Source organism: Paraburkholderia sp. XV, assembly GCF_020177535.1.
GTDB lineage: Bacteria > Pseudomonadota > Gammaproteobacteria > Burkholderiales > Burkholderiaceae > Paraburkholderia > Paraburkholderia caribensis.
Genome location: NZ_JAGUUD010000094.1, coordinates 1 through 20,278 on the forward strand (window position 1 = coordinate 1; position 20,278 = coordinate 20,278).

Genomic DNA, 20,278 nt, shown 5'->3' on the forward strand with positions numbered 1-20,278 from the left:
ACCTGGTGTTCATCGTCTCGGCGGTGATCACGATTGCGGCGGGCGTGTCGGCGAAATTCGTGCTGGCACCGATGCGCGCGCGCTGGATCGCTTCATCGAACGAAGCATCTCGCGAACTCGAGCCGGAACTGGCGGCAAACGGACCGGGCCTGCGTCACTGGCCGGAACAGACGGGCGAATAAACCCGTTTCACTTCAACATGGCGACCTGAACACATGAACGTATCGTTGCAGCAATTGAAGGTGTTCGTCGCCGTCGCGCGTCAGCGGAGTTTCACCCGTGCGGCGCGCGAGTTCGATCTGACACAGTCGGCCGTGAGCCGGTGCGTGCGCGAACTCGAAGAGGCAATTGCATTGCGTCTCTTCGATCGCACGACGCGTCAGGTCGAACTGACGACAGCGGGCTCCCGGCTCGAACGGCGCATCGCCCGGCTGATCGAGGAAATCGAGCTGACCTTGCGCGAGGAGCGTGCCGCGCACGAGGAGCACACGGGCGTCGTGGTGGTGGCGTGCGATCCCGTGACGTCGTCGGGCTGGCTGCCCGAGCGGCTCGCGCGCGGCGCCGCGATCTTCCCCGATCTGATCGTCACCGCGAAGGAACAGCCTCAACATGCCGTGCTCGCCGCCATCGAGCAGGGCGAAGTCGACTTCGGCGTACTGTGCGACGCGCACGTTGCGGGCGCCGACGCCTTTCACATCCAACCGCTCGTTTCGACGCCGCTGTGCGCGGTGCTGCCGCAGGCGCATCCGCTTGCCGCCGGCGCAGCGCTGCACTGGGAAGCGCTGCGCAATACGAGGACTGTCACGCAACTCGTTACGCTCAATGCGGAAGCGGGCACGCGCAATGTAACGGAGCGGGCATTGAACGTGCATCGTATCGATGCGGCGCGCGCCAACGAATGCGGGCATCTGGCCGCGGCGCTGCGCATGATAGAACTCGGTCTCGGCATTGGCGTATTGCCTGTCGACATGCAAGCCGGCGCGCTGCCGGCGTCGCTCGTCGCGCTTCCGCTCGTGCCCGAGGTGTCCGTGACGACGGTGCTGGTGCGCCGCCGCAACCGCTCGTTGCGACCGAATGCCGAAGCCGTCTGGGCGCTGTTTGCCGGCAAGGAACTGCCCGATCATGCTGGCGCGTCGGCGGCGTCTGGCGCAGCATCTGTCAATCCAACCATAAAAGGAGCCACCCACGAACCGATGCCGTGCGTACCCGATGAAGAGGCGTTGATGCGTGCCTCATAAGCGCGAGGGTGCAGGCGGTTCAGCCAACGGTTCGCGAAGCAGCCATATCGCAATCGCAAGGAGTACGAGATGGACACTGAAACCGACCTCAGACGCTACGATCTGCTCATCGACGGCAAGCGGCTGCCGCCCGGCACCGGCGAATACACTGTCGACATCAACCCCGCGACTGAAGAGCCGATAGCGCTCGTCGCGCAAGGCAGCGCGCAGGATGTCGATACGGCCGTCAAGGCCGCGCGCGCCGCGCTGAAAGTGTGGAACGGCATGCGCGCCGCCGAGCGCGGCCGGATTCTGATGCGCTTCTCCGAACTGCTGCGCGAGCACCAGGACGAAATCGTCGCGCTGGAAAGTCTCGACGCGGGTAAGCCGCTCGCCTCCGTCAAGCGCCAGGACGTGCCCGCCGCCATCGACACGCTCGCGTACTACGCCGGCTGGTGCGACAAGATCAACGGCCAGGTCGTGCCCGTGCGCCCCGACGCGCTGACCTACACGGTGCGCGAGCCCGTCGGCGTGGTCGGTGCGATCGTCCCGTGGAATTTTCCGCTGATGATCGGCATGTGGAAGATCGCGCCCGCGCTCGCATGCGGCTGCACGATGGTCGTGAAGCCCGCCGAGATCACGCCGCTGTCGGCGTTGCGGATCGGCGAGCTCGCGCTGGAAGCGGGCGTGCCGCCCGGCGTGCTGAACATCGTGACGGGCAAGGGGCGCGTGGTCGGCGATGCGATCGTCGCGCATCCGGGTATCGACAAGGTGACGTTTACGGGGTCACCGTCGGTCGGGCGCGGCATTCTGCAGGGCGCGGCGGGCAACTTCAAGCGCGTGACGCTGGAACTCGGCGGCAAATCAGCGAACGTGATTTTCGCCGATGCGAATATCGACAACGCCGTCCGCGCCGCCGCCTCGGGGATTTTCTTCAATACGGGTCAGGTGTGTTCGGCGGGCTCGCGCATTCTTGCGCATCGCGATGTCTACGACGAAGTGGTCGAAAGGCTCGCGGCGCGCGCGAAAGGGCTCAAGGTCGGCGATCCGTCCGAGCGGGAGACGACCATGGGCCCGCTCGTCTCGGCTGCGCAGATGAAGACGGTGCTCGATTACGTGGACATCGGCAGGAACGAAGGGGCGTCGCTCGTGACGGGCGGCGCGCGCATCGGGCAGAAGGGCTTTTTTGTCGAGCCGACGGTGTTCGCGAACGTCGAGCACGAAATGCGCATTTCGCAGGAGGAAATCTTCGGGCCGGTGGCGAGCGTCGTGCGTTTCAACGACGAAGAGGACGCCGTGCGCATCGCGAACGGCACAGCGTACAGCCTCGCGGCGGGCGTGTGGAGCGCGGATATCGGCCGCGTGCACCGCGTCGCGCATGCGCTGAAGGCGGGCACGGTCTGGATCAACACCTACGGCTATACCGACGTGCGCCTGCCGTGGGGCGGCTCGGGCGATTCGGGCTTCGGCCGTGAACACGGCGATGCCGCGATCGAGAACTTTACGGAGCCGAAGTCGATCTGGCTCGCGCTCGAACATTGATCGCGGCGGGGCAATGAAAAACGGATCGGACGTTTGTGTCCGATCCGTTCTTTTTTCTGGCGCCGCAGCGAGGATTCAGCTCGAACGCCGCACCAGCAGGAAGCTCACGCCGATCGCGCCGAGAAATGCGCCGCAGCAGCGGTTGAACCAGCGGCGCACGGTGGCACGCGTCAGCCATTTGCCGAGATACATGCCCGCCCACGAATACAGCGCGATCGCGAACCATTCGAGCACGAGAAAGCTGGCGCCGAGCACGGCGAATTGCGGCAGCATCGGCTTCGAAATATCGACGAATTGCGGCAGGAACGCGGTGAACACCAGAATCGCCTTCGGGTTGCCCGCCGCGACAAAGCATTCCTGGCGCGCGATGCGCCACAGCGAAGCGTCATCCTGCTTCATCGCGTCCATCGGTCCGGCGTCGCTGCGCCACAGCTGGACGGCCAGCCAGATCAGATAGGCGGCACCCACCAGTTTGATCGCAAGGAAGAACACTTCGGATGCGTGCAGCACGACGGCGAGGCCCGTTGCAGCGAGCACCAGCATGCCGGCAAAGGCGACTAGCCGTCCGCTGCCGGCGACGAACGCCGTCATGAAGCCGTGCCGGGCGGCAACGTTGATCGACAGCAGATTGTTGGGCCCGGGCGCCATGTTGATCGCGAAGCACGCGGGAAGAAAAAACAGCCAGGCGGTGAGAGACATGACGGCTCGCTCGGACGGGCCACCGCGCGGCGTTGGTTCGCACAGCGCGCGGCGGTAAATGCAGAGGGAAATATCCGATTGTAGCGAAATGTCGGCTGCGGCTACGCCGCAGCGCAAGAGAATTGCGCCGCCACCGGCGGCGCCAGCGCGAAGCGGAACTCGCCTGTCATTCGACCGGCTGTAGCGATTGCTGAAACGACGGATCTCTGACGATCGTATCGACGCTGATTTTCACGACGTCGTCGAGTGCGAGCGCGGGGTTCGTGAACTTCTGCCGGAACAGATGGACCGTATTGCTCTTGACGTAGACAGTCTGCTTCGTCGACGCATTGGTGACGAAGTAGCAGATGGTCATCGTCCACGTGGCCCGCGGCCGCGCATCGTCCACCGACAACACCTCGATCCGGCCACTCAGCACCAGCTTGTCGTGGGTCGTCACGGCGATGCCCGACTTGCGCCATGCGGACACGACAGCGTCGCGCACCGCCGACTCGACACCTTTCTTCAGCAGGATGGACGTCGTCGCCGTATTGGGAATGCGATCGAAGCTGACGTGGCCATCGCGCGCGGGCATGTACGCGAAGTCGCGGGCGGAGGCGATGACGAGCGCGTTGTCGGCAGGCGTCGAGGTCGACGCGGTGGAGCGGGGCACGAAGAAGGAGCAAGCGGAACTGAGGAGCGCGAAGCAGGCGATGCTGGATCGTTTGAGCAGAAGGGGGTTCACGGCGATGGCGCAGCAGGCGTGTCGCTGCGGGATGAAAGTCGAAAGGCGAGAGTGTGTCGCGCGGGCCTAAGCGCGAATATGAGACGCGTCCTAAAAATACGGTCGCCGCATCGGATCGACAACATCGGCAGGCCAACAATTGAATACGGTCAAAGCACGCGCGATGGGGGCCGAGTCCAGCCAGAAGGGCCGGCTTCACGCGATCCGGCTATGTTCGCGCCAAGTTTTTTGAGCGGCGTCAATGTTGCAGGTCCGCATCTCAAAAACGCACCCCTCTTATCGCATTAAGAGTCTTCTTACAGTCTTTTTTTGGATAGTCCGCGATACTCATCGACGCTCATTTTCATCCAGACAAAGAGACCTCCATGCTTGACTCGTCCGCACTTCAATCGATGAAACCGCTTTTCATGACGCCATGCTACGGCGGCAACGTCATGGCGAATTTTGCAAACAGCCTGCTCGCCCTCAATAACGCGATGTGGCAGACGGGCATGCAGGGCTCGGTGCGAATCCGTTCCGGCGAAAGTCTGATCACGCGTGCGCGCAATGAGGCCGTCGCGGAATTTCTGCTCGATCCGGGCTACACGCATCTGTTCTGGATCGACGCAGACATCGGCTTTTCCGTCGATCAGGTGTTGCGGCTGCTGCTAGCCGATCGCGATGTCGTGGCGGGCGTCTATCCGCTCAAGCGTTTCGACTGGCCGGGCGTGCTGCCCGGCGGACTCACGCAGGAAACCTTCGCCGCACGCTACCTTCGCTATCCCGTGAACGCGCACGACGGTGTGTCGTCCGCGATCGACAGCGACGGCTTTCTCGAAGTCAGCGAAGCGCCGACGGGGTTCATGTGCATCAAGCGCAGCGCGATCGAAGCGATGATCGCGCGCCTGCCCGAACTGAAGTACGTGCCCGACGGTCCGCCCGATTCGCCGCTCTACGACCTCTGCTACCGCTTCTTCGATGTGATGGTCGAGCCTTCCACTCGCCGATACCTGTCGGAAGACTATGCGTTCTGCCGCCGCTGGCGCGATATTGGCGGGCAGGTATTCGTCGATACGCAATCGAAGCTGTCGCATCAGGGCATCTACACGTGGCACGGCGACTTCGGCGCGTCAATGGCGACGAGCCCGCTGACGGCGATTGGCGGCGAGTGCTGAACCGCGACGGCTCGACACATGAACATGGAAACCAACGAACTGAGCGTGCGCGCGCGTGGCGGCACGGAATTGATGCTGCGAGCGCTTCACGCGCGACTCGATCCGGAACTGGTGCGGCAGTTTCAGATCATTCCTTCCCGCGTGCGCGGACTCGACCCCGACCGTAAGCGCATTCTTTGGCTGCACGACAAACCAAGCCGCGAAGAATCCAGCTTCCTGGAACAGGCTGAAAATCGTGCAGCGTTTGCGGGCATTGTGTGTGTGTCGCATTATCAGGCGGCGCTGTATCAGATGATTCCTGGCGTGCCCTATGCGGAGATGAGCGTCTTGCAAAACGCGATCGAGCCATTCGGCGCCTATGTTCCGCGACGCAGCGAGCGCATCCGGCTGATCTATCACACGACGCCCGATCGCGGCCTCGAAATCCTCGTTCCCGTCTTCGAGTATCTGGCTGAGCGCCATCCCGACATCGAGCTGGACGTCTTTTCGAGCTTCAGCATCTACGACTGGACGGAGCGCGACACGCCATTTCTTCCGCTGTTCGAACGATGCCGCGCGCATTCGCGCATCCGTTACCACGGCGCGCAGCCGAATGCGGTAGTGCGCGAGACGCTGAGCGAATGCGACATCTTCGCGTATCCGAACATCGAACCCGAGACGAGTTGCATCGCCGCCATCGAAGCCATGTCGGCGGGCTGTCTCACGGTCTGCGCGGCGTACGGCGGCTTGCCGGAAACCTGCGCGAATTTCGCGAGGCTCTATCCGTTTACCGAAAACCGGCAGGCACACGCGCAGCGCTTCGCCGCCGTGCTCGACGAGGCAATCGAAACCGTCCGGCTGCGCAAAGCGGAAGACGAGTACTGGCGCGCGCATCAGGTCGAATATTTCACGCGCTTCTATTCGTGGGACAGACGCATCGGCGAATGGGATGCCTATTTGCGCAGCCTGCTTTGATGGGCGGTTGTGACTGAAGCCGAAGCCGTCGTCTGCAACGGACGATGGCTGATTTTTCTTAATGCAAGTGCTTTTAACCCAAGACAGTTTTAAGAAAATTAAGAGTTAACCGATTCGGCTCGCGTCCTCCGCCCCGTAAACTTTAAAGATCACTTGTCGGGCTGCGCGGCGCGATGGAGCGACCAGCCGGTCGCGGGATCGATCGATCCATCTTTGCCTCGCCACGCGCCGTAGCCGTGCCTTCCCGGTACAGCCGCTCATGCCCGCCGCCCTTTGATTCCAACGCGAGAACCTGACGTGAAACATCTGCGATCATTCCTCGCGCGCAGGCAGGGCATCTCTATGGCAGCGGTTCGTCCGCTGTCCGTCAAACGCAAGGCGCTTTCGAGCGCGGCCGCTTTTTCGGCATTGTGGATCGGCGCTTCCGTCGTGCCTGGCACGTCCACCGCCGTGGCCGCCCCGAATGCGCACAAGCATGGTTTCGCTCACAAGCAGCGGCGCCATCATGCACTTGCACAAGAGATGACATTGCCGGGCGCGCAACCCGCCACTTCGTTCAATGCCGTAGGACCTTCGGCGCGCGACGCCGATCGCGCGCTGGCCGAATCCATTGCCCAATCGGCCGACGATGCATCGCCGGCGCCTGCCGCCGCTCACCCGGACGACCCGGCCACGCTCGCGCCCGCATACTCGACGGCCTCGATCAACGTGCGGATGCCGTCGAACGAACTGGTGCTCGGCACGGTCTGCGCCACCACGCCGACGATGTGCGTACCCGTTGCGCATGATCGCTCCGACGATGGTCACGAATGGTCGGGCCGCGTGACGCCCGAAGGCGCATCGGGCGATGTTGCACGGGCGACGACGCCATTCGGCGACGCCACCGGTTTCGGCATGAGCCACGATGAGCTTCGCTCGAGCGCCGGCCCGATCGGCACCACGCTGCGCGAGTCGCTCGCACAAGCGGGTTTTCCGGCGACGGTCGTTGCGCAAATCGGCGGGATCTTTGCTGGCCGCGTGGATGTCGATGCGCCTGCGCAGGCGGGCGACGAATACCGGATCGTGATGGACGCAATGAGCGAATCGGGTGCATCGCGCATTGCTTCGCTCGAAGTCCGCCTGAACGGCCGCACCTACGACGCCCTCTGGTTCACCGCGCCGGGCGCGTCGCAAGGCGCGTACTACACGCTCGACGGCGGCCTGATCGCGAGCGAGCCGTTCGCGATGCCGCTCGACTACCGGCGCGTGAGTTCGCCGTTCGGCATGCGCATCCATCCCGTCTTCGGCGAGCCGCGCTTTCACACGGGCGTCGATCTGACCGCGCCCGCCGGCACGCCGATCTACGCGGCAGCCGCGGGCACCGTCGAGACGGCGGTCAACGGCCGTGGCTACGGCAAGCACATCGTTTTGCGTCATGACGACGGTTATTCGACCTACTACGCGCATCTGTCGCTGTTCGCGGGCGCGCTGAAGGCCGGTCAGCGTATCGAGCAGGGACAACTGATCGGCTATGTCGGCCGCACGGGCACGGCAACCGGGCCGCACCTGCACTTCGAAGTGCGCAAGGACGACCATCCCGTCGATCCGCTGACGCTCACCGCGCATCAGTTCGTCGCGCCGCTGTCGGGCGCCGCGCGCGTCGCCTTCAACGAGCGCGTCGAGGCTGCCCGCACGAGCCTTGCGGCGCTGCCGTCGCCGGCTGTGCGGATTGCCCTGATTCTTCAGCCGCCGCGCTTCTTCTGACGCGGCAATGCGCTGGCGCGCCCTGCGCCAGCGTTTCTTCCCTCTCATCGGTGCAGGTGCCGTGGCCCTTCTGCGGCGCACGGACTTGCGCACCCGTGCGCCGCAGGATTTAATACAGTCGATCCGATAGACGTTTGCGGTCCGGCACCCTTTGCGCGGGGCGGCTGCACCTGCGCCGCGCCTCGAACGATCCATCCACGCCAGCCCGAAGCGGTCGCAGTCGCGACACGCCCCGGCGGCACGCGGTTGCAGTGCGCCCCGATGCAAGCTGTTTCACAAGAACGGAGAAAAGCATGAAGGCCAGCACCATCGCGGAACGGGAAGCCAGCGGGCGCGCGGCCCGCGAACACGCAAAACGCTCCAGTCACCGCGCCATCGGCCATATGCACCGCAATCCCGTCGATCTGCTGCGGCAAAGCAGCGAAGGCCGCGTCGAGCGTCTCGTGCCGCTGCGTTACGGGCGCATGGCCGTGTCGCCGTTCACCTTCTATCGCGGCAGCGCGATCCTGCAGGCGCACGATCTCAGCATGACGCCGCACACGCCGCTGACGCTGCCCATTTGCGGCGATGCGCATCTGCTGAATTTCGGCGGCTTCGCGACACCCGAGCGTCAGCTGATCTTCGATCTGAACGATTTCGACGAAGTATCCACCGCACCGTTCGAATGGGACCTGAAGCGGCTCGTCGCGAGCTTCGTGGTCGCCGCGCGGCACATGCGCTTCAGCAGCGGCGCCGCCTACGATCTGGTGATGACGGCCGCCAACCAGTATCGCGACCGCATGGCGCAGTACGCCGGATGCGGCGCGCTGGAGCTGTGGTACGAACGCATCACGTTCGATCGCATGGTCGATATGGCGGTGAACGCGGAGAATCGCCGGCTGATCCGTCGAGGGATGGAAAAGGCGGCCACCCGCACGCACGAAAGCATGCTCGACAAGCTGTGCGAGCGCGAAGGCGATCGCTACGTGATGCGCGACATGGCGCCCAGCCTGTTCCACGTGCACGGCTCGGGCACATTGTTCGATGCCGAGGACGACTGGTTCCGGATCGGCGACTGGCGCAAGCTGATGCACGAGACCTACGAAGGCTATCTCAAGACGCTCAACGAAGATCGGCGCGAGCTGCTGGAGCAGTTCGTGCCGCACGATCTCGCATTCAAGGTGGTCGGCGTCGGCAGTGTCGGCACGCGCTGTCTCGTGCTGCTCACCGTCGATCCCCTCGGCAAGCCGCTCTTTCTGCAGATCAAGGAGGCGCGGCGCTCGGTGATCGCGCAGCATTTCAAGGCGGGGCCGCGCAAGTCCGAGCCGAAGCACGAGGGCGAGCGCGTCGTGCTGGGCCAGCGCATGCTGCAGGCAGCTAGCGATATCTTTCTCGGCTGGTCGACGGGTCCGGCGGGCCGGCATTTCTACTTCCGGCAATTGCGCGACATGAAGCTGACGCCGAGCGTCGATCTGTTCGACGTCGATCAGTTGAACGGCTATGCGCGGCTATGCGGCTGGGCGCTGGCGCGCGCGCACGCGAAGGCGGGCGGCAAGGCGATCGAGATCAGCGCGTATATTGGACGCAGCGACCAGTTCGCGGAAGCGCTCGCCGGGTATGCGGCGGCGTATGCGGATCAGGTCGAGCGGGATTATGACGTGTTCATGAAAGCGTGCCGAAGCGGCGAACTCGAGGCGCGCACCGACGAGGACATGGCCGCCGATTTCCGCATTTGACGGGCATTGGGCGTCCGGCGTTGGCGCTGGAATCCCGCCGACGATGGCGCGCGTTCGCCAGCCTGTGTCCGATGGCGCGCGTCCCGAAACGGTACAGTCGCGGCATGCGGCGGGAAAAGGGGCAGGGGCCGCATGTCGTCTGTAGCGAGCAGTAGCAGCGTACCGTGGTGCTAACTCTGATCGGAGGTTTGCATGCTTTCCCTCATTGGCACAATAGTCGTCGGGTTGATCGTCGGTCTGATTGCGCGCGCGCTCAAGCCGGGCGACGACAGCATGGGTTGGATCATGACGATCATTCTCGGCATTGCCGGCTCGCTGATCGCGGGCTATGTCGGGCGCGCGCTCGGCTGGTATCAGCCGGGGCAGGCGGCGGGCTGGATCGCGTCGATCATCGGCGCAATCGTCCTGCTCGTGATCTACCACCTGGTCCGGCGGCGCGCCTAGGCGTTCGACCTGCCGCGCGCGGCGCTGTCGGTCAGGCGTCGCGCGCCTCGCGCAGCGTCACGAAGCGCAGTCCGCGCGCACGCACGGTCTCGATCAGACGCGGCAGCACGTCGAGCACGACGGGCTGGCCCGACGCGTCCTTTGCTGCGCTCGCGTCGTGCAGAAGCAGGATGTCGCGCGCGGCGAGCCCATCGACGAGCCGTTCCAGCACGCGCTGCGGGTTGCGCTCGCGGGTGTCGAAGCCGCGCCGCGTCCAGGCGGCGAGCCGCAGGTCGAGCTTTTGCAGCACCGGCTCGAGAAATACGTTGCGCAGGCCGGCGGGCGCACGGAAAAACAGTGGGCGTTCGCCCGTCACCGCTTCGAGCGTGTGCTGCGCGGCGTCGATTTCCCGCGTCAGCCCGCGCGGCAGCGTGACCGAAAACGTGTGAACGTGGACCTGCGAGTGGTTCTCAACCGCGTGTCCGCGCGCGACGATCTCGCGCATCAGCGCCGGATGACGCTGCGCACGCGCGCCGATGCAGAAGAACGTCGCGCGTACGCCGTGCGCGTCGAGCAGGTCGAGCACTTGCGGCGTGACGACCGGGTCGGGGCCGTCGTCGATCGTCAGCGCGACGGCGTCGGCGTTGCGTGCCGTGTCGGGCAGGCGCGTCCAGTTCGGGCCGAGCAGCGACGAGCGCGGCCACAAGCCGATCGTCACGACGACCATATGACTCGCCAAGATGCCGGCGAGCCACCACGGCCAGGCGATGGGCGTGAGCGCCCAGCCCGCGAGCATCGCGGCGTGCCACGCGATCGTGGCGTTGAACATCGGCGGATTGCCCGTGCGGGGCCAGCGGCGCGCGGGCGCGGCACTAGCGGCGGCGCCCGGCAGCGGCGGATTCGGTTGATTCATGATGCGTTCGGTCTGCTGGATTCCGTTTCGTCGTACCAGCAGGACAGTCGTGATGCTCGTCAAACGCGAACGATACCATTCGCGCGCGTACCGTCTCGAAATTGGCAGGGTTGGAAAGAGATTTCGGGCGGCGGGCTCGAAGTATCGACGCAAAGGGGCACGACGGAACGGAACCGTAACGGAACCGTAACGGACCCGCAACGGCACCGTAACAGACCCGGAGCCAGTATCCTTACCCCCTTTCCACCGACCCGCCGACCCGAATCCGCGCCATGCGCCTGCGCCACATCGAAGTTTTCCACGCCGTCATGCGCACCGGCTCGCTGTCGAAAGCAGCCGAACTGCTTTGCGTTTCGCAGCCCGCCGTCAGCAAGGTGCTCGCGCACGCGGAGCGTAGCACCGGCCTCACGCTGTTCAACCGCGTGCACGGCCGCCTTCAGCCGACGCGCGAGGCCGAGCTGCTGTTTTCCGAAACGCAGAAGCTGCAGGTCAATCTCGACAGCATCCGCGATCTCGCGCGCAATCTCGCGCTGCAACCCGAAGGGCATTTGCGCGTTGGTTGTCTGCCGAGCCTGGGTCTGAGCCTGATTCCGCCTGCCGTCGAGGCGTTTCGCGCGGCTTATCCGCGGGTGTCGCTGCGAATCCAGACGCGTCATACGGAGGAACTGCTGAACGCGCTGCTCACACGCGATCTCGATCTGGCCGTCGCGCTGAATCCGCCGGCGCGGCCGGGCATCGCGTCCGCCGAGCTGGGGCGCACGCCTGTCGTGTGCGTCGGCCCGCGCGATGAAGCCGCGGCCGACGCGCCAATGACGCTGCAAGCGTTCGTCGAAGGCGACTGGATCGGCATCGGCAATGCCGATCCGCTTGGCGAGATGATCGGCAACGCGCTGGAAGCACTGGGCCTCGACGGCCATGCGCCCGCCGTCGAGGCGCACACGTGGCACGTCGCCCGTGCGCTGGCCGCGCGCGGCATCGGCCATGCGCTGCTCGACGAGCTGACGGCGAAGAGCGGCGCGGAAGCCGTGACGGTGCGGCCGGTTACCCCGCCGTTGTCGGTCGGCGTGTTCGCCTTGTGGCGCGACGGCGGTCTGACGTCGCAGGCGGGCAACGCGTTCGTCGACATGTTGCGCGCGCGTTTCGTATAGCCCCGGCGGCGCGGCCCGTGCGCCCTTAACCGCAGGTTATGCAGCCATGCATCTGGTCATTTGATACGCCGTTTTCGGCGCGCCACACTCGCCTGCCATGTCATCGCAAGGTAGTGAGCATTCATGCATGTCTGTGTCCTCGGAGCGGGCGTCGTCGGACTGACGACGGCCTGGAGCCTGGTCCGCGACGGCCACGACGTCACGATCGTCGAGGCACGCGGCGGCGCGGCGCTGGAAGCGAGCTTCGCGAACGGCGGCCAGCTCAGCTATAGCTACGTCGCACCGCTCGCCGATCCCGCCGTGCTGCCCAAGCTGCCCGCCTGGCTAGTGCAGCGCGATTCCGCGCTGCGCTTCATTCCGCGCTTCGACGTGCAGCAGTGGCGCTGGTGTGCCGCGTTCCTGCTCGCGTGCCGCAGCCGCCGCGCGCGGCAGACGGCGCTCGAAATGCTGAGCCTCGGCGCGCTCAGCAAGGCGGCGCTGCATGAGATCGTCGAGCGCGAGTCGATTGCGTTCGACTACGTGCGCAATGGCAAGCTCGTCGTCTATCGCGACCCGCACGAGTTCGAGCGCGCGCGCCGCAAGATGGAACTGCTGGTCGCGGCGGGCTCGGATCAGCGTGCGCTCGACGGCCACGCGTGCGTCGCGCTCGAACCCGCGCTCGCGCACGCACAGCCGCTGATCGCGGGCGGCATCCATACGCCGTCGGAAGAAGCGGGCGATTGCCATCGCTTCGGCGTGGCGCTCGCGGATGCGCTGCAGCGGCGCCATCGCGTGGTGATCCGCTACGAGACGCCCGTGAGCGAACTCGTCCACGCAGACGGGCGTATCGTCGCGGCGCGCACGGCGGCGGGCGATATCGAAGCCGATGCGTTCGTCGTCGCGCTCGGGCTGGGCAGCGTGCCGTTGCTCGATGCGCTTGGCGTGCGCCTGCCTGTCTATCCGCTGACGGGCTACAGCCTCACGATTCACCACGCCGATCCGCTGCACACGCCGCACGTCAGCGTGACGGACCTGCATCGAAAGATCGTATATGCGCCGCTTGGCGGGCGCCTGCGGATTGCGGGCATGGTCGAGATCGCGGGCCTGAGCGATGCGCAGCGGGCAGGGCGCGTCGAACTGCTGAAGCGCCAGGCGCAGGAGATCTTCCCCGCTGCCGGCGACTACGCGAGCGCGCAGACCTGGTGCGGCCATCGTCCCGCCACGCCCGATTCGAAGCCGCTGATCGGCAGAACGCCGTACGGCAACCTCTGGCTCAACACGGGCCACGGCGCGCTGGGCTTCACGCTCGCGTGCGGCAGCGCGCGGGTGATCGCGGATATGATTGCGGGCCGCGCGCCGTCCGTCGATGTCGATGCCTACGCATACGACCGCTGATTTCGTTGCACACACATCCATAACAGGAGACACCATGAAAACAACGATGATGAAGCATGCAACGCTCGCGGCACTGATCGCGGCCACTCTCGCCGGCGGCAATGCGCGGGCGCAGGACTCGAGTGCGACCTTGAAGAAGATCCGCGAAACGGGCGCGATTTCGCTCGGCGTGCGCGAATCGTCAGTGCCGTTCTCGTACTACGACGAACAGCAGCATGTGATCGGCTACTCGCAGGCGATCGCGTTGAAGATCGTCGACGAGGTGAAGAAAGAGCTGAAGATGCCGGGCCTGAAGGTTCGCGAGATTCCCATCACGTCGCAGAACCGCATCCCGCTCGTGCAGAACGGCACGATCGATATCGAATGCGGCTCGACCACGCATACGAAAGAGCGCGACAACCAGGCCGCGTTCTCGAACAGCTTTTTCCAGTACGGCGTGCGCATGATCGTGAAGAAGGACTCGGGCGTGAAAGACTTCGGCGATCTCGCCAACAAGACGGTCGTGACGACGGCGGGCACGTCGGAAGAGCGTCTGCTGCGGCAGATGAACGCCGAGAAGTCGATGAACATGCGCCTCATCAGCGCGAAGGATCACGCCGAGTCGTTCCTCAACGTCAAGACGGGACGCGCCGTCGCGTTCGTGATGGATGACCCGCTGCTGTACGGCGCGAAAGCGAAAGAGGCGAACGCCGACGACTACGTGATCACGGGCACCTCGCCGATGTCCGAAGTGTATGGCTGCATGTTCCGTAAGGACGATCCGGACTTCAAGAAACTGGTCGACGGCGTGATCGCGCGCTTGCAAACTTCCGGCGAAGCGGCGAACCTTTATCAGAAGTGGTTCACGCAACCCATTCCGCCGAAGGGCATCAACCTGAACTACCCGTTGTCGGCGGAGATGAAACAGCTGTTCGCGAAGCCGAACGACCGCGCGCTCGATTGACGGGCCTGCGTCGCGCCGCATCGCGGGCCGCACGACCTGGAGAGACGGTGTGACGCAGACAGCAGAGACAACGCAAGCAGATAAAGTGGCGCTGGTAACGGGCGCGGGCAGCGGCATCGGCAAGGCGACGGCGCTCAAGCTGCTTGCCAGCGGCTATAGCGTCGTGCTGACGGGGCGCAGGCAGGCCCCGCTCGATGCGCTCGCAACCGATGCACAGGCACGCGGCCAGGACGCGCTCGCCGTCGCCTGCGACGTGACGGATGCCGCGAGCGTCGCCGCGCTGTTCGACACGATCCGGCTGCGCTACGGGCGGCTCGACGTGCTGTTCAACAACGCGGGCCGCAATGCGCCGCCCGTCGAAATCGACCAGATCGAACTCGACGACTGGCGTTCCGTCGTCGATACCAACCTCACGGGCGTGTTCCTGTGCACGCGCGCGGCCTTCGCGATGATGAAGGCGCAAACGCCGCGCGGCGGCCGCATCATCAACAACGGCTCGATCTCCGCGCATGCGCCGCGGCCGTACAGCATCGCGTACACGGCGACCAAGCATGCGATCACGGGTCTCACCAAGTCGGTCTCGCTCGATGGCCGGCCGTACGACATCGTGTGCGGCCAGATCGACATCGGCAACGCCGCGACGGAAATGGCCGAGCGGATGGCGCGCGGCGTGCCGCAGGCCAACGGCACGATCGCCGTCGAGCCGCTGATGAACGTCGAACATGTCGCCGATGCCGTGCTGCATATGGCGAACCTGCCGCTGTCGGCGAACGTGCAGTTCATGACGATCATGGCGAGCAAGATGCCGTTCGTCGGCCGCGGATGACCCGCCTGTGACGCAACGCGGCGCGGGCACTCGACGTATACTTGACGCTTCCCGAACCACTGGAAGCAGATGTGACTGCAGACGAGGCCATGCACCCGGGGGCGCCGGCCGCCGCCGATCCGCGCCCCACGCCGCCCACGCGGCCCGACCCCAGCGAATGCTGCAATAGCGGCTGCGATCCGTGCGTGTTCGATCTGTACGCGGAAGAGGTCACGCGGTATCGCGCGGCGCTGGCGGCGTGGGAAGCGCGGCACGCGCAGCCGGTTGAGCACGAAGGCGAGCCGGGCAAGAAGCGCTGAGCGTTCGCCTGTTGAACCGTTTGCAACCACTCTCTCGCGCCGCTTCATCGACTCTATGTCCACGCTGATCGAACCTCACGCGCTTGCCGCTTTACATGACTTCGTCGAACGCCATCCGCGGCTTTTCGTGCTGACGGGCGCAGGCATCAGCACCGATTCCGGCATTCCCGGCTATCGCGACGAAAACGGCGAATGGAAGCGCTCGCCGCCCATCACGTTGCAGGAGTTTCTTGGCTCCGTCGCGTCGCGCCAGCGTTACTGGGCGCGCAGCACGGTCGGCTGGCCGGTGGTCGCGAAGGCCGCGCCGAATGCCGCGCATCACGCGCTCGCGCGGCTCGAAGCGGCCGGACACGTCGGCGCGCTCGTGACGCAGAACGTCGACGGGCTGCATCAGCGCGCGGGCAGCAGCGACGTGATCGAACTGCATGGCAGTATCGGCGCAGTGACGTGTCTCGATTGCAATTCGCATCACACGCGCGCGTCGATCCAGCAAACCCTGATCAACGCGAACCCCGCGCTGCTCGATGTGATTGCCGAACCGGCCGCCGACGGCGACGCGCATCTCGAATGGCACGACCTCGGCTCGTTCCGCATTCCGGCGTGTCCGCACTGCGGCGGGCTGCTCAAGCCCGATGTCGTGTTCTTCGGCGAGAACGTGCCGAAGGCGCGCGTCGAGGCGGCCACGCGCGCACTCGATGCCGCCGACGCGATGCTCGTGGTCGGCTCGTCGCTGATGGTGTATTCGGGCTACCGTTTCTGCGTGTGGGCGCAGAAGATGGGCAAGCCGGTCGCCGCGATCAACCTCGGGCGCACGCGCGCGGATGCGCTGCTGTCGCTGAAGATGGAAGCGCCATGCGGCGATGCGCTCGCCGCGCTCGCGGGGCGTCTCGCGGCCGGCTGATGCACGCCCGTGCCCGCCAGCTTCATGTCAATTCACAAGGAACGCCGATGCTCACGTCGATAGAAGAACTGGAAGCGCTGTACGGGCAGCCGCACGAGCGCTCGATACGCAAGGAGATTCCGTACGTCAACGACTGCTATCGCGCGTTCATCGAGCAATCGCCGTTCATCGTGCTAGCGACGGCGGGCCCCGAAGGACTCGACTGCTCGCCGCGTGGCGATGCGCCCGGCTTCGTGCGGCTGATCGACGAACGCACGCTCGCCATTCCCGACCGCGTCGGCAACAACCGTGTCGACAGTCTGCGCAACGTGATCGTCAATTCGCATGTGGGGCTGCTGTTCGTCGTGCCGGGTGTCGGCGAGACGCTGCGCGTCAATGGACGCGGGCGCGTGTCGGCCGACCCGGCGCTGCTCGAGAGCTTCGCAGTCGATGGCAAGAGGCCGCGCACGGTGCTGATCGTCGATGTCGACGCGGTGTACTTTCATTGCTCGAAAGCGCTGGCCCGCTCGAAGCTGTGGGACCCGGCGCGCCACGTCGAGCGCTCGCGGCTGCCGAGCGCGGGCGACATGCACAAGCGCATTTTCGGTGAGACTTTCGACGCGCTCGCGTATGATCGCGACCTCGTTGAACGGATGCGAACCAGTCTCTACTGATTGAACCGCCATGACTATGCCTGATCTCAACCTGCGCCAGCACGCGCCTTCCGCCGAGCGCAACCGCGAGCCGATCCTCGCCGTGCTCGAACGCGTGCTGCCCGCGACGGGCACCGTGCTCGAAATCGCGAGCGGCACGGGCCAGCACGCCATCCACTTCGCGGCGGCGCTGCCGGGTCTCGTCTGGCAGCCCAGCGACCTCGACGGCGAGGCGCGCGCGTCGATCGCCGCATGGACAGCCCATAGCGGGCTGACCAACGTGCGGCCGCCGCTCGCGATCGACGTGCGCGACGCGTCGTGGGGCATCGAAGCCGCCGCTGCGATCGTCTGCATCAACATGATCCATATCTCGCCGTGGGCGTCCGCGCAGGGGCTGATCGGCGGCGCGGGGCGGCTGCTGGGACCGGGCGGCGTGCTCTTTCTGTATGGGCCGTACCGGCGCGGCGGCGCGCATACGGCGCCGACCAACGCTGCGTTCGACGACCAGTTGCAAAGCCGCAATCCCGCATGGGGCGTGCGCAACATGGAAGACGTGATGGCGCTGGCGGAGGCGGCGGGCTTCGATGCCGACGAGCCAATCGCGATGCCCGCCAACAACTTCAGCCTCGTGTTCAGGAAACGTTAGCGGGCACGGCGGGTCTGACGCTTCACCGTGTGCTCGACCCCTTGCCGTTGCACGACAAACGTTCCCGGCCCGTTTCGCGGACTAAGCTTGATAGAGCCCGCAGCGGGCCGCGAAAGCGCGGCGAAAGCCCGCATGCATCGGCCGTGCCGGACACGAACAGGACAGGCGGGGAGTACGCGAGCGTCATCCCGTCATTTCTTTTATCCTTTCATCCTCGACGCCGCGCCCTGATGGTGGGCGCAGCTTCACGACTTACCGCCGCGCTGCGGTGGAATCAGGAGAATTCACATGGGCAAACAGGCAATCGGCGTAGTGGGGCTGGCGGTGATGGGCCGGAATCTGGCGCTGAACATCGAAAGCCGCGGTCACGCGGTCTCCGTGTTCAACCGCACCCGCGAGAAAACCGACGAACTGATCGCGGAGTTTCCCGACCGTAAGCTGGTCCCGACTTTCACGCTGGAAGAATTCGTCAACTCGCTGGAAAAGCCGCGCCGCATCCTGATGATGGTCAAAGCGGGCGAAGGCACCGACGCGACGATTGCATCGCTGCAGCCGCTGCTGGAGAAGGGCGACATTCTGATCGACGGCGGCAACACGCATTTCACCGACACCATCCGCCGCAATCAGGAACTGGCGAAGTCCGGCTTGCACTTCATCGGCACAGGCGTGTCGGGTGGCGAAGAGGGTGCGCTCAAGGGCCCGTCGATCATGCCGGGCGGCCAGCGCGAAGCGTATGACCTGGTCGCCCCGATCCTCACCGAAATCGCGGCGAAGGCGCCGGACGGCGAGCCGTGCGTCGCGTACATGGGCCCCGACGGCGCGGGTCATTTCGTGAAGATGGTGCACAACGGCATCGAATACGGCGACATGCAGCTGATCGCCGAAAGCTACTCGGTGCTCAAGCAGGTGGTCGGGCTGTCGAACCAGGAACTGGGCGCTGTCTACACCGAGTGGAACAAGGGCGAGCTGGACAGCTACCTGATCGAAATCACGTCGAAGATCTTCGACAAGAAGGACGAGGAAACCGGCAAGGACCTCGTCGACGTCATCATGGACCGCGCCGCGCAGAAGGGCACGGGCAAGTGGACGAGCCAGAACGCGCTCGACCTCGGCGCGCCGCTGCCGCTGATCACGGAGGCCGTGTTCGCGCGCGTGCTGTCGTCGCTGAAGGATCAGCGCGTGGCAGCCAGCAAGGTGCTCGAAGGGCCCGTGGCCAAGCCGTTCTCGGGCGACCGCGCCGCTTTCATCGAAGCCGTGCGCCGCGCCTTGTACTTCAGCAAGGTGATTTCGTACGCACAGGGCTTCGCGCAACTGCGCGCGGCGTCGGACGAATACAAGTGGGATCTGGACTACGGCACAATCGCGAAGATTTTCCGCGCCGGCTGTATCATCCGCGCCCGCTTCCTGCAGAAGATCACCGACGCCTACTCGAAGGACAAGCAGATCGCCAACCTGCTGCTCGATCCGTATTTCCGCGACATCGCGGCGAACTACCAGGGGGCGCTGCGCGACGTCGTGATTGCCGCGACGTCGGCGGGCGTGCCCGTGCCGGCGTTTTCGTCGGCGATCGCGTATTTCGACGGCTACCGCTCGGCGCGTCTGCCCGCCAACCTCGTGCAGGCGCAACGCGACTTCTTCGGCGCGCACACGTTCGAGCGCCTGGACAAGCCGGGCAGCTTCCACGCGAACTGGTCCTGAGCGGGACGGGCTTTGTTCGCGCAGTAAAGCGCGGATCGCTCTGAGTTCAAACGCCCCGGCGCCTCACGGCGCCGGGGCGTTTGCCTTTGCGCCGCTGATTGTTTCAATCAGTGCACACTTTTTGGAACACAGTATTGCAATTATATGATCTTAAAAAGTGGGTTGAGCGATGGATTGGACGAATTATTTCAATAATCGCAACATAGTTTAGCGAGATAAGGGATTTCCCTAGGACGTTTCCTTCCATAGACTTGCATCAACGCTGACGGACACGACGTTCGCAGCGAATCCAAAAAACAAGTTCTCGGAGGTTGTCCATGAAAGCCCTGATTTCCGCAGTCGTTCTTGCCGCCGCTGTTGCCGCTCCCGTTGCAGCGTTTGCTCAATCGAGCCAGCAGCCGCTGACGCGCGCCGAAGTTCGCGCCGATCTGGCCCGTCTGGAAAAGGCTGGCTACGATCCGCTGTCGGATCGCCAGAACTACCCGAACAACATCCAGGCCGCGGAAGCGCGTGTCCACGCAGAAGACGCCAACGCAAGCGGCTATGGCGTGCAGACCAACGGCACGTCGCAGGCAGGCCGCTCGCTGGCCGACGAGAAGGGCCCGCGTTCCGTGTTCTTCGGCAACTGATCGCCGGCGGAGCCGACACAGTCGCCAGATCGACGGCGCCCGTTGGGGTCCGCGAGCCCCAATCGACACGCGCAGGTAAAAAAACGCCGCCCAAGGTA

The 20,278-nt window shown here is 65.1% G+C and carries 20 protein-coding genes and 1 pseudogene; 18 read left to right on the plus strand and 3 right to left on the minus strand.

The window, feature by feature from the left end; translation table 11 throughout:
* The 3 genes and pseudogenes from KFO72_RS31610 to KFO72_RS31620 form a co-directional block, all read left to right on the plus strand.
* Positions 1–182: pseudogene (locus KFO72_RS31610) on the plus strand (oxalate/formate MFS antiporter); the annotation flags it as partial.
* Positions 183–215: 33 nt separating this feature from the next.
* Positions 216–1,238 (plus strand): LysR family transcriptional regulator, encoded by a 1,023-nt coding sequence (locus KFO72_RS31615; protein ID WP_054932553.1) that lies wholly within the window; start codon positions 216–218, stop codon positions 1,236–1,238.
* Positions 1,239–1,307: 69 nt separating this feature from the next.
* A complete protein-coding gene (locus tag KFO72_RS31620; RefSeq protein WP_054932552.1) occupies positions 1,308–2,759 on the plus strand; it encodes an aldehyde dehydrogenase family protein in 1,452 nt (483 codons plus the stop codon).
* A gap of 75 nt (positions 2,760–2,834) precedes the next feature.
* Here the strand turns inward: KFO72_RS31620 and KFO72_RS31625 are convergent, their stop codons facing one another.
* Positions 2,835–3,458: a LysE family translocator gene (locus KFO72_RS31625; protein ID WP_176054780.1), complete on the minus strand. Its 624-nt coding sequence runs from the start codon at positions 3,456–3,458 to the stop codon at positions 2,835–2,837.
* A 166-nt stretch (positions 3,459–3,624) separates the two neighbouring features.
* Positions 3,625–4,110 carry a hypothetical protein gene (locus KFO72_RS31630; protein WP_224100442.1) on the minus strand — a complete coding sequence of 162 codons (486 nt, stop codon included), beginning with the start codon at positions 4,108–4,110 and terminating at the stop codon, positions 3,625–3,627.
* A gap of 437 nt (positions 4,111–4,547) precedes the next feature.
* On the opposite strand from KFO72_RS31630, the gene KFO72_RS31635 reads away from it, so the two are divergent.
* The 5 genes from KFO72_RS31635 to KFO72_RS31655 all read left to right on the plus strand — a co-directional run bounded on the left by KFO72_RS31635 (position 4,548) and on the right by KFO72_RS31655 (position 10,192).
* Positions 4,548–5,336 carry a hypothetical protein gene (locus KFO72_RS31635; protein ID WP_054932549.1) on the plus strand — a complete coding sequence of 263 codons (789 nt, stop codon included), beginning with the start codon at positions 4,548–4,550 and terminating at the stop codon, positions 5,334–5,336.
* Between the two features lie 18 nt (positions 5,337–5,354).
* Complete coding sequence (locus tag KFO72_RS31640) at positions 5,355–6,290, plus strand: glycosyltransferase family 4 protein (protein WP_225033762.1); 936 nt, start codon at positions 5,355–5,357, stop codon at positions 6,288–6,290.
* A gap of 342 nt (positions 6,291–6,632) precedes the next feature.
* A complete protein-coding gene (locus KFO72_RS31645; protein ID WP_225033763.1) occupies positions 6,633–8,033 on the plus strand; it encodes a M23 family metallopeptidase in 1,401 nt (466 codons plus the stop codon).
* 293 nt (positions 8,034–8,326) lie between these two features.
* Positions 8,327–9,748 (plus strand): DUF2252 domain-containing protein, encoded by a 1,422-nt coding sequence (locus tag KFO72_RS31650; RefSeq protein ID WP_062916270.1) that lies wholly within the window; start codon positions 8,327–8,329, stop codon positions 9,746–9,748.
* Positions 9,749–9,940: 192 nt separating this feature from the next.
* Positions 9,941–10,192: a GlsB/YeaQ/YmgE family stress response membrane protein gene (locus KFO72_RS31655; protein ID WP_054932545.1), complete on the plus strand. Its 252-nt coding sequence runs from the start codon at positions 9,941–9,943 to the stop codon at positions 10,190–10,192.
* 31 nt (positions 10,193–10,223) lie between these two features.
* On the opposite strand, the gene KFO72_RS31660 is transcribed toward KFO72_RS31655, so the two are convergent.
* Positions 10,224–11,084 (minus strand): polysaccharide deacetylase family protein, encoded by an 861-nt coding sequence (locus KFO72_RS31660; protein ID WP_054932558.1) that lies wholly within the window; start codon positions 11,082–11,084, stop codon positions 10,224–10,226.
* 272 nt (positions 11,085–11,356) lie between these two features.
* Here KFO72_RS31660 and KFO72_RS31665 point away from each other — a divergent pair, with 272 nt between their 5' ends.
* From KFO72_RS31665 to KFO72_RS31710, 10 genes are all read left to right on the plus strand, one after another.
* Entirely contained in the window at positions 11,357–12,232 is an 876-nt protein-coding gene (locus KFO72_RS31665) for a LysR family transcriptional regulator (RefSeq protein WP_225033764.1), read from the plus strand.
* A 123-nt stretch (positions 12,233–12,355) separates the two neighbouring features.
* Entirely contained in the window at positions 12,356–13,606 is a 1,251-nt protein-coding gene (locus tag KFO72_RS31670) for a D-amino acid dehydrogenase (protein WP_225033765.1), read from the plus strand.
* 46 nt (positions 13,607–13,652) lie between these two features.
* On the plus strand, positions 13,653–14,549 hold the full coding sequence (locus tag KFO72_RS31675) for a glutamate/aspartate ABC transporter substrate-binding protein (RefSeq protein WP_225033771.1): 897 nt from the start codon (positions 13,653–13,655) through the stop codon (positions 14,547–14,549).
* A gap of 49 nt (positions 14,550–14,598) precedes the next feature.
* On the plus strand, positions 14,599–15,375 hold the full coding sequence (locus tag KFO72_RS31680) for an SDR family oxidoreductase (protein ID WP_054932542.1): 777 nt from the start codon (positions 14,599–14,601) through the stop codon (positions 15,373–15,375).
* Positions 15,376–15,464: 89 nt separating this feature from the next.
* A complete protein-coding gene (locus KFO72_RS31685) occupies positions 15,465–15,674 on the plus strand; it encodes an oxidoreductase-like domain-containing protein (protein WP_060603528.1) in 210 nt (69 codons plus the stop codon).
* 55 nt (positions 15,675–15,729) lie between these two features.
* Positions 15,730–16,575 (plus strand): NAD-dependent protein deacetylase, encoded by an 846-nt coding sequence (locus tag KFO72_RS31690; RefSeq protein WP_054932540.1) that lies wholly within the window; start codon positions 15,730–15,732, stop codon positions 16,573–16,575.
* 47 nt (positions 16,576–16,622) lie between these two features.
* Positions 16,623–17,228, plus strand: a complete 606-nt coding sequence (locus tag KFO72_RS31695; protein ID WP_225033766.1) for a pyridoxamine 5'-phosphate oxidase family protein — start codon at positions 16,623–16,625, stop codon at positions 17,226–17,228.
* 10 nt (positions 17,229–17,238) lie between these two features.
* Positions 17,239–17,853, plus strand: a complete 615-nt coding sequence (locus tag KFO72_RS31700; RefSeq protein ID WP_225033767.1) for a DUF938 domain-containing protein — start codon at positions 17,239–17,241, stop codon at positions 17,851–17,853.
* Positions 17,854–18,141: 288 nt separating this feature from the next.
* Complete coding sequence (gene gndA / locus KFO72_RS31705; RefSeq protein ID WP_062916273.1) at positions 18,142–19,551, plus strand: NADP-dependent phosphogluconate dehydrogenase; 1,410 nt, start codon at positions 18,142–18,144, stop codon at positions 19,549–19,551.
* 317 nt (positions 19,552–19,868) lie between these two features.
* Positions 19,869–20,180, plus strand: coding sequence for a DUF4148 domain-containing protein (locus KFO72_RS31710; RefSeq protein ID WP_036001078.1), 312 nt, complete (start codon positions 19,869–19,871; stop codon positions 20,178–20,180).
* Positions 20,181–20,278: the final 98 nt, after the last annotated feature.

Coding starts and splice junctions, on each gene's coding strand:
- KFO72_RS31625 (WP_176054780.1), bottom strand. CDS start 3,458: ATGTCTCTCACCGCCTGGCTGTTTTTTCTTCCCGCGTGCTTCGCGATC.
- KFO72_RS31615 (WP_054932553.1), top strand. CDS start 216: ATGAACGTATCGTTGCAGCAATTGAAGGTGTTCGTCGCCGTCGCGCGT.
- KFO72_RS31635 (WP_054932549.1), top strand. CDS start 4,548: ATGCTTGACTCGTCCGCACTTCAATCGATGAAACCGCTTTTCATGACG.
- KFO72_RS31645 (WP_225033763.1), top strand. CDS start 6,633: ATGGCAGCGGTTCGTCCGCTGTCCGTCAAACGCAAGGCGCTTTCGAGC.
- KFO72_RS31690 (WP_054932540.1), top strand. CDS start 15,730: ATGTCCACGCTGATCGAACCTCACGCGCTTGCCGCTTTACATGACTTC.
- KFO72_RS31620 (WP_054932552.1), top strand. CDS start 1,308: ATGGACACTGAAACCGACCTCAGACGCTACGATCTGCTCATCGACGGC.
- KFO72_RS31685 (WP_060603528.1), top strand. CDS start 15,465: ATGCACCCGGGGGCGCCGGCCGCCGCCGATCCGCGCCCCACGCCGCCC.
- KFO72_RS31700 (WP_225033767.1), top strand. CDS start 17,239: ATGACTATGCCTGATCTCAACCTGCGCCAGCACGCGCCTTCCGCCGAG.
- gndA (WP_062916273.1), top strand. CDS start 18,142: ATGGGCAAACAGGCAATCGGCGTAGTGGGGCTGGCGGTGATGGGCCGG.
- KFO72_RS31665 (WP_225033764.1), top strand. CDS start 11,357: ATGCGCCTGCGCCACATCGAAGTTTTCCACGCCGTCATGCGCACCGGC.
- KFO72_RS31675 (WP_225033771.1), top strand. CDS start 13,653: ATGATGAAGCATGCAACGCTCGCGGCACTGATCGCGGCCACTCTCGCC.
- KFO72_RS31695 (WP_225033766.1), top strand. CDS start 16,623: ATGCTCACGTCGATAGAAGAACTGGAAGCGCTGTACGGGCAGCCGCAC.
- KFO72_RS31640 (WP_225033762.1), top strand. CDS start 5,355: ATGAACATGGAAACCAACGAACTGAGCGTGCGCGCGCGTGGCGGCACG.
- KFO72_RS31710 (WP_036001078.1), top strand. CDS start 19,869: ATGAAAGCCCTGATTTCCGCAGTCGTTCTTGCCGCCGCTGTTGCCGCT.
- KFO72_RS31670 (WP_225033765.1), top strand. CDS start 12,356: ATGCATGTCTGTGTCCTCGGAGCGGGCGTCGTCGGACTGACGACGGCC.
- KFO72_RS31650 (WP_062916270.1), top strand. CDS start 8,327: ATGAAGGCCAGCACCATCGCGGAACGGGAAGCCAGCGGGCGCGCGGCC.
- KFO72_RS31660 (WP_054932558.1), bottom strand. CDS start 11,084: ATGAATCAACCGAATCCGCCGCTGCCGGGCGCCGCCGCTAGTGCCGCG.
- KFO72_RS31655 (WP_054932545.1), top strand. CDS start 9,941: ATGCTTTCCCTCATTGGCACAATAGTCGTCGGGTTGATCGTCGGTCTG.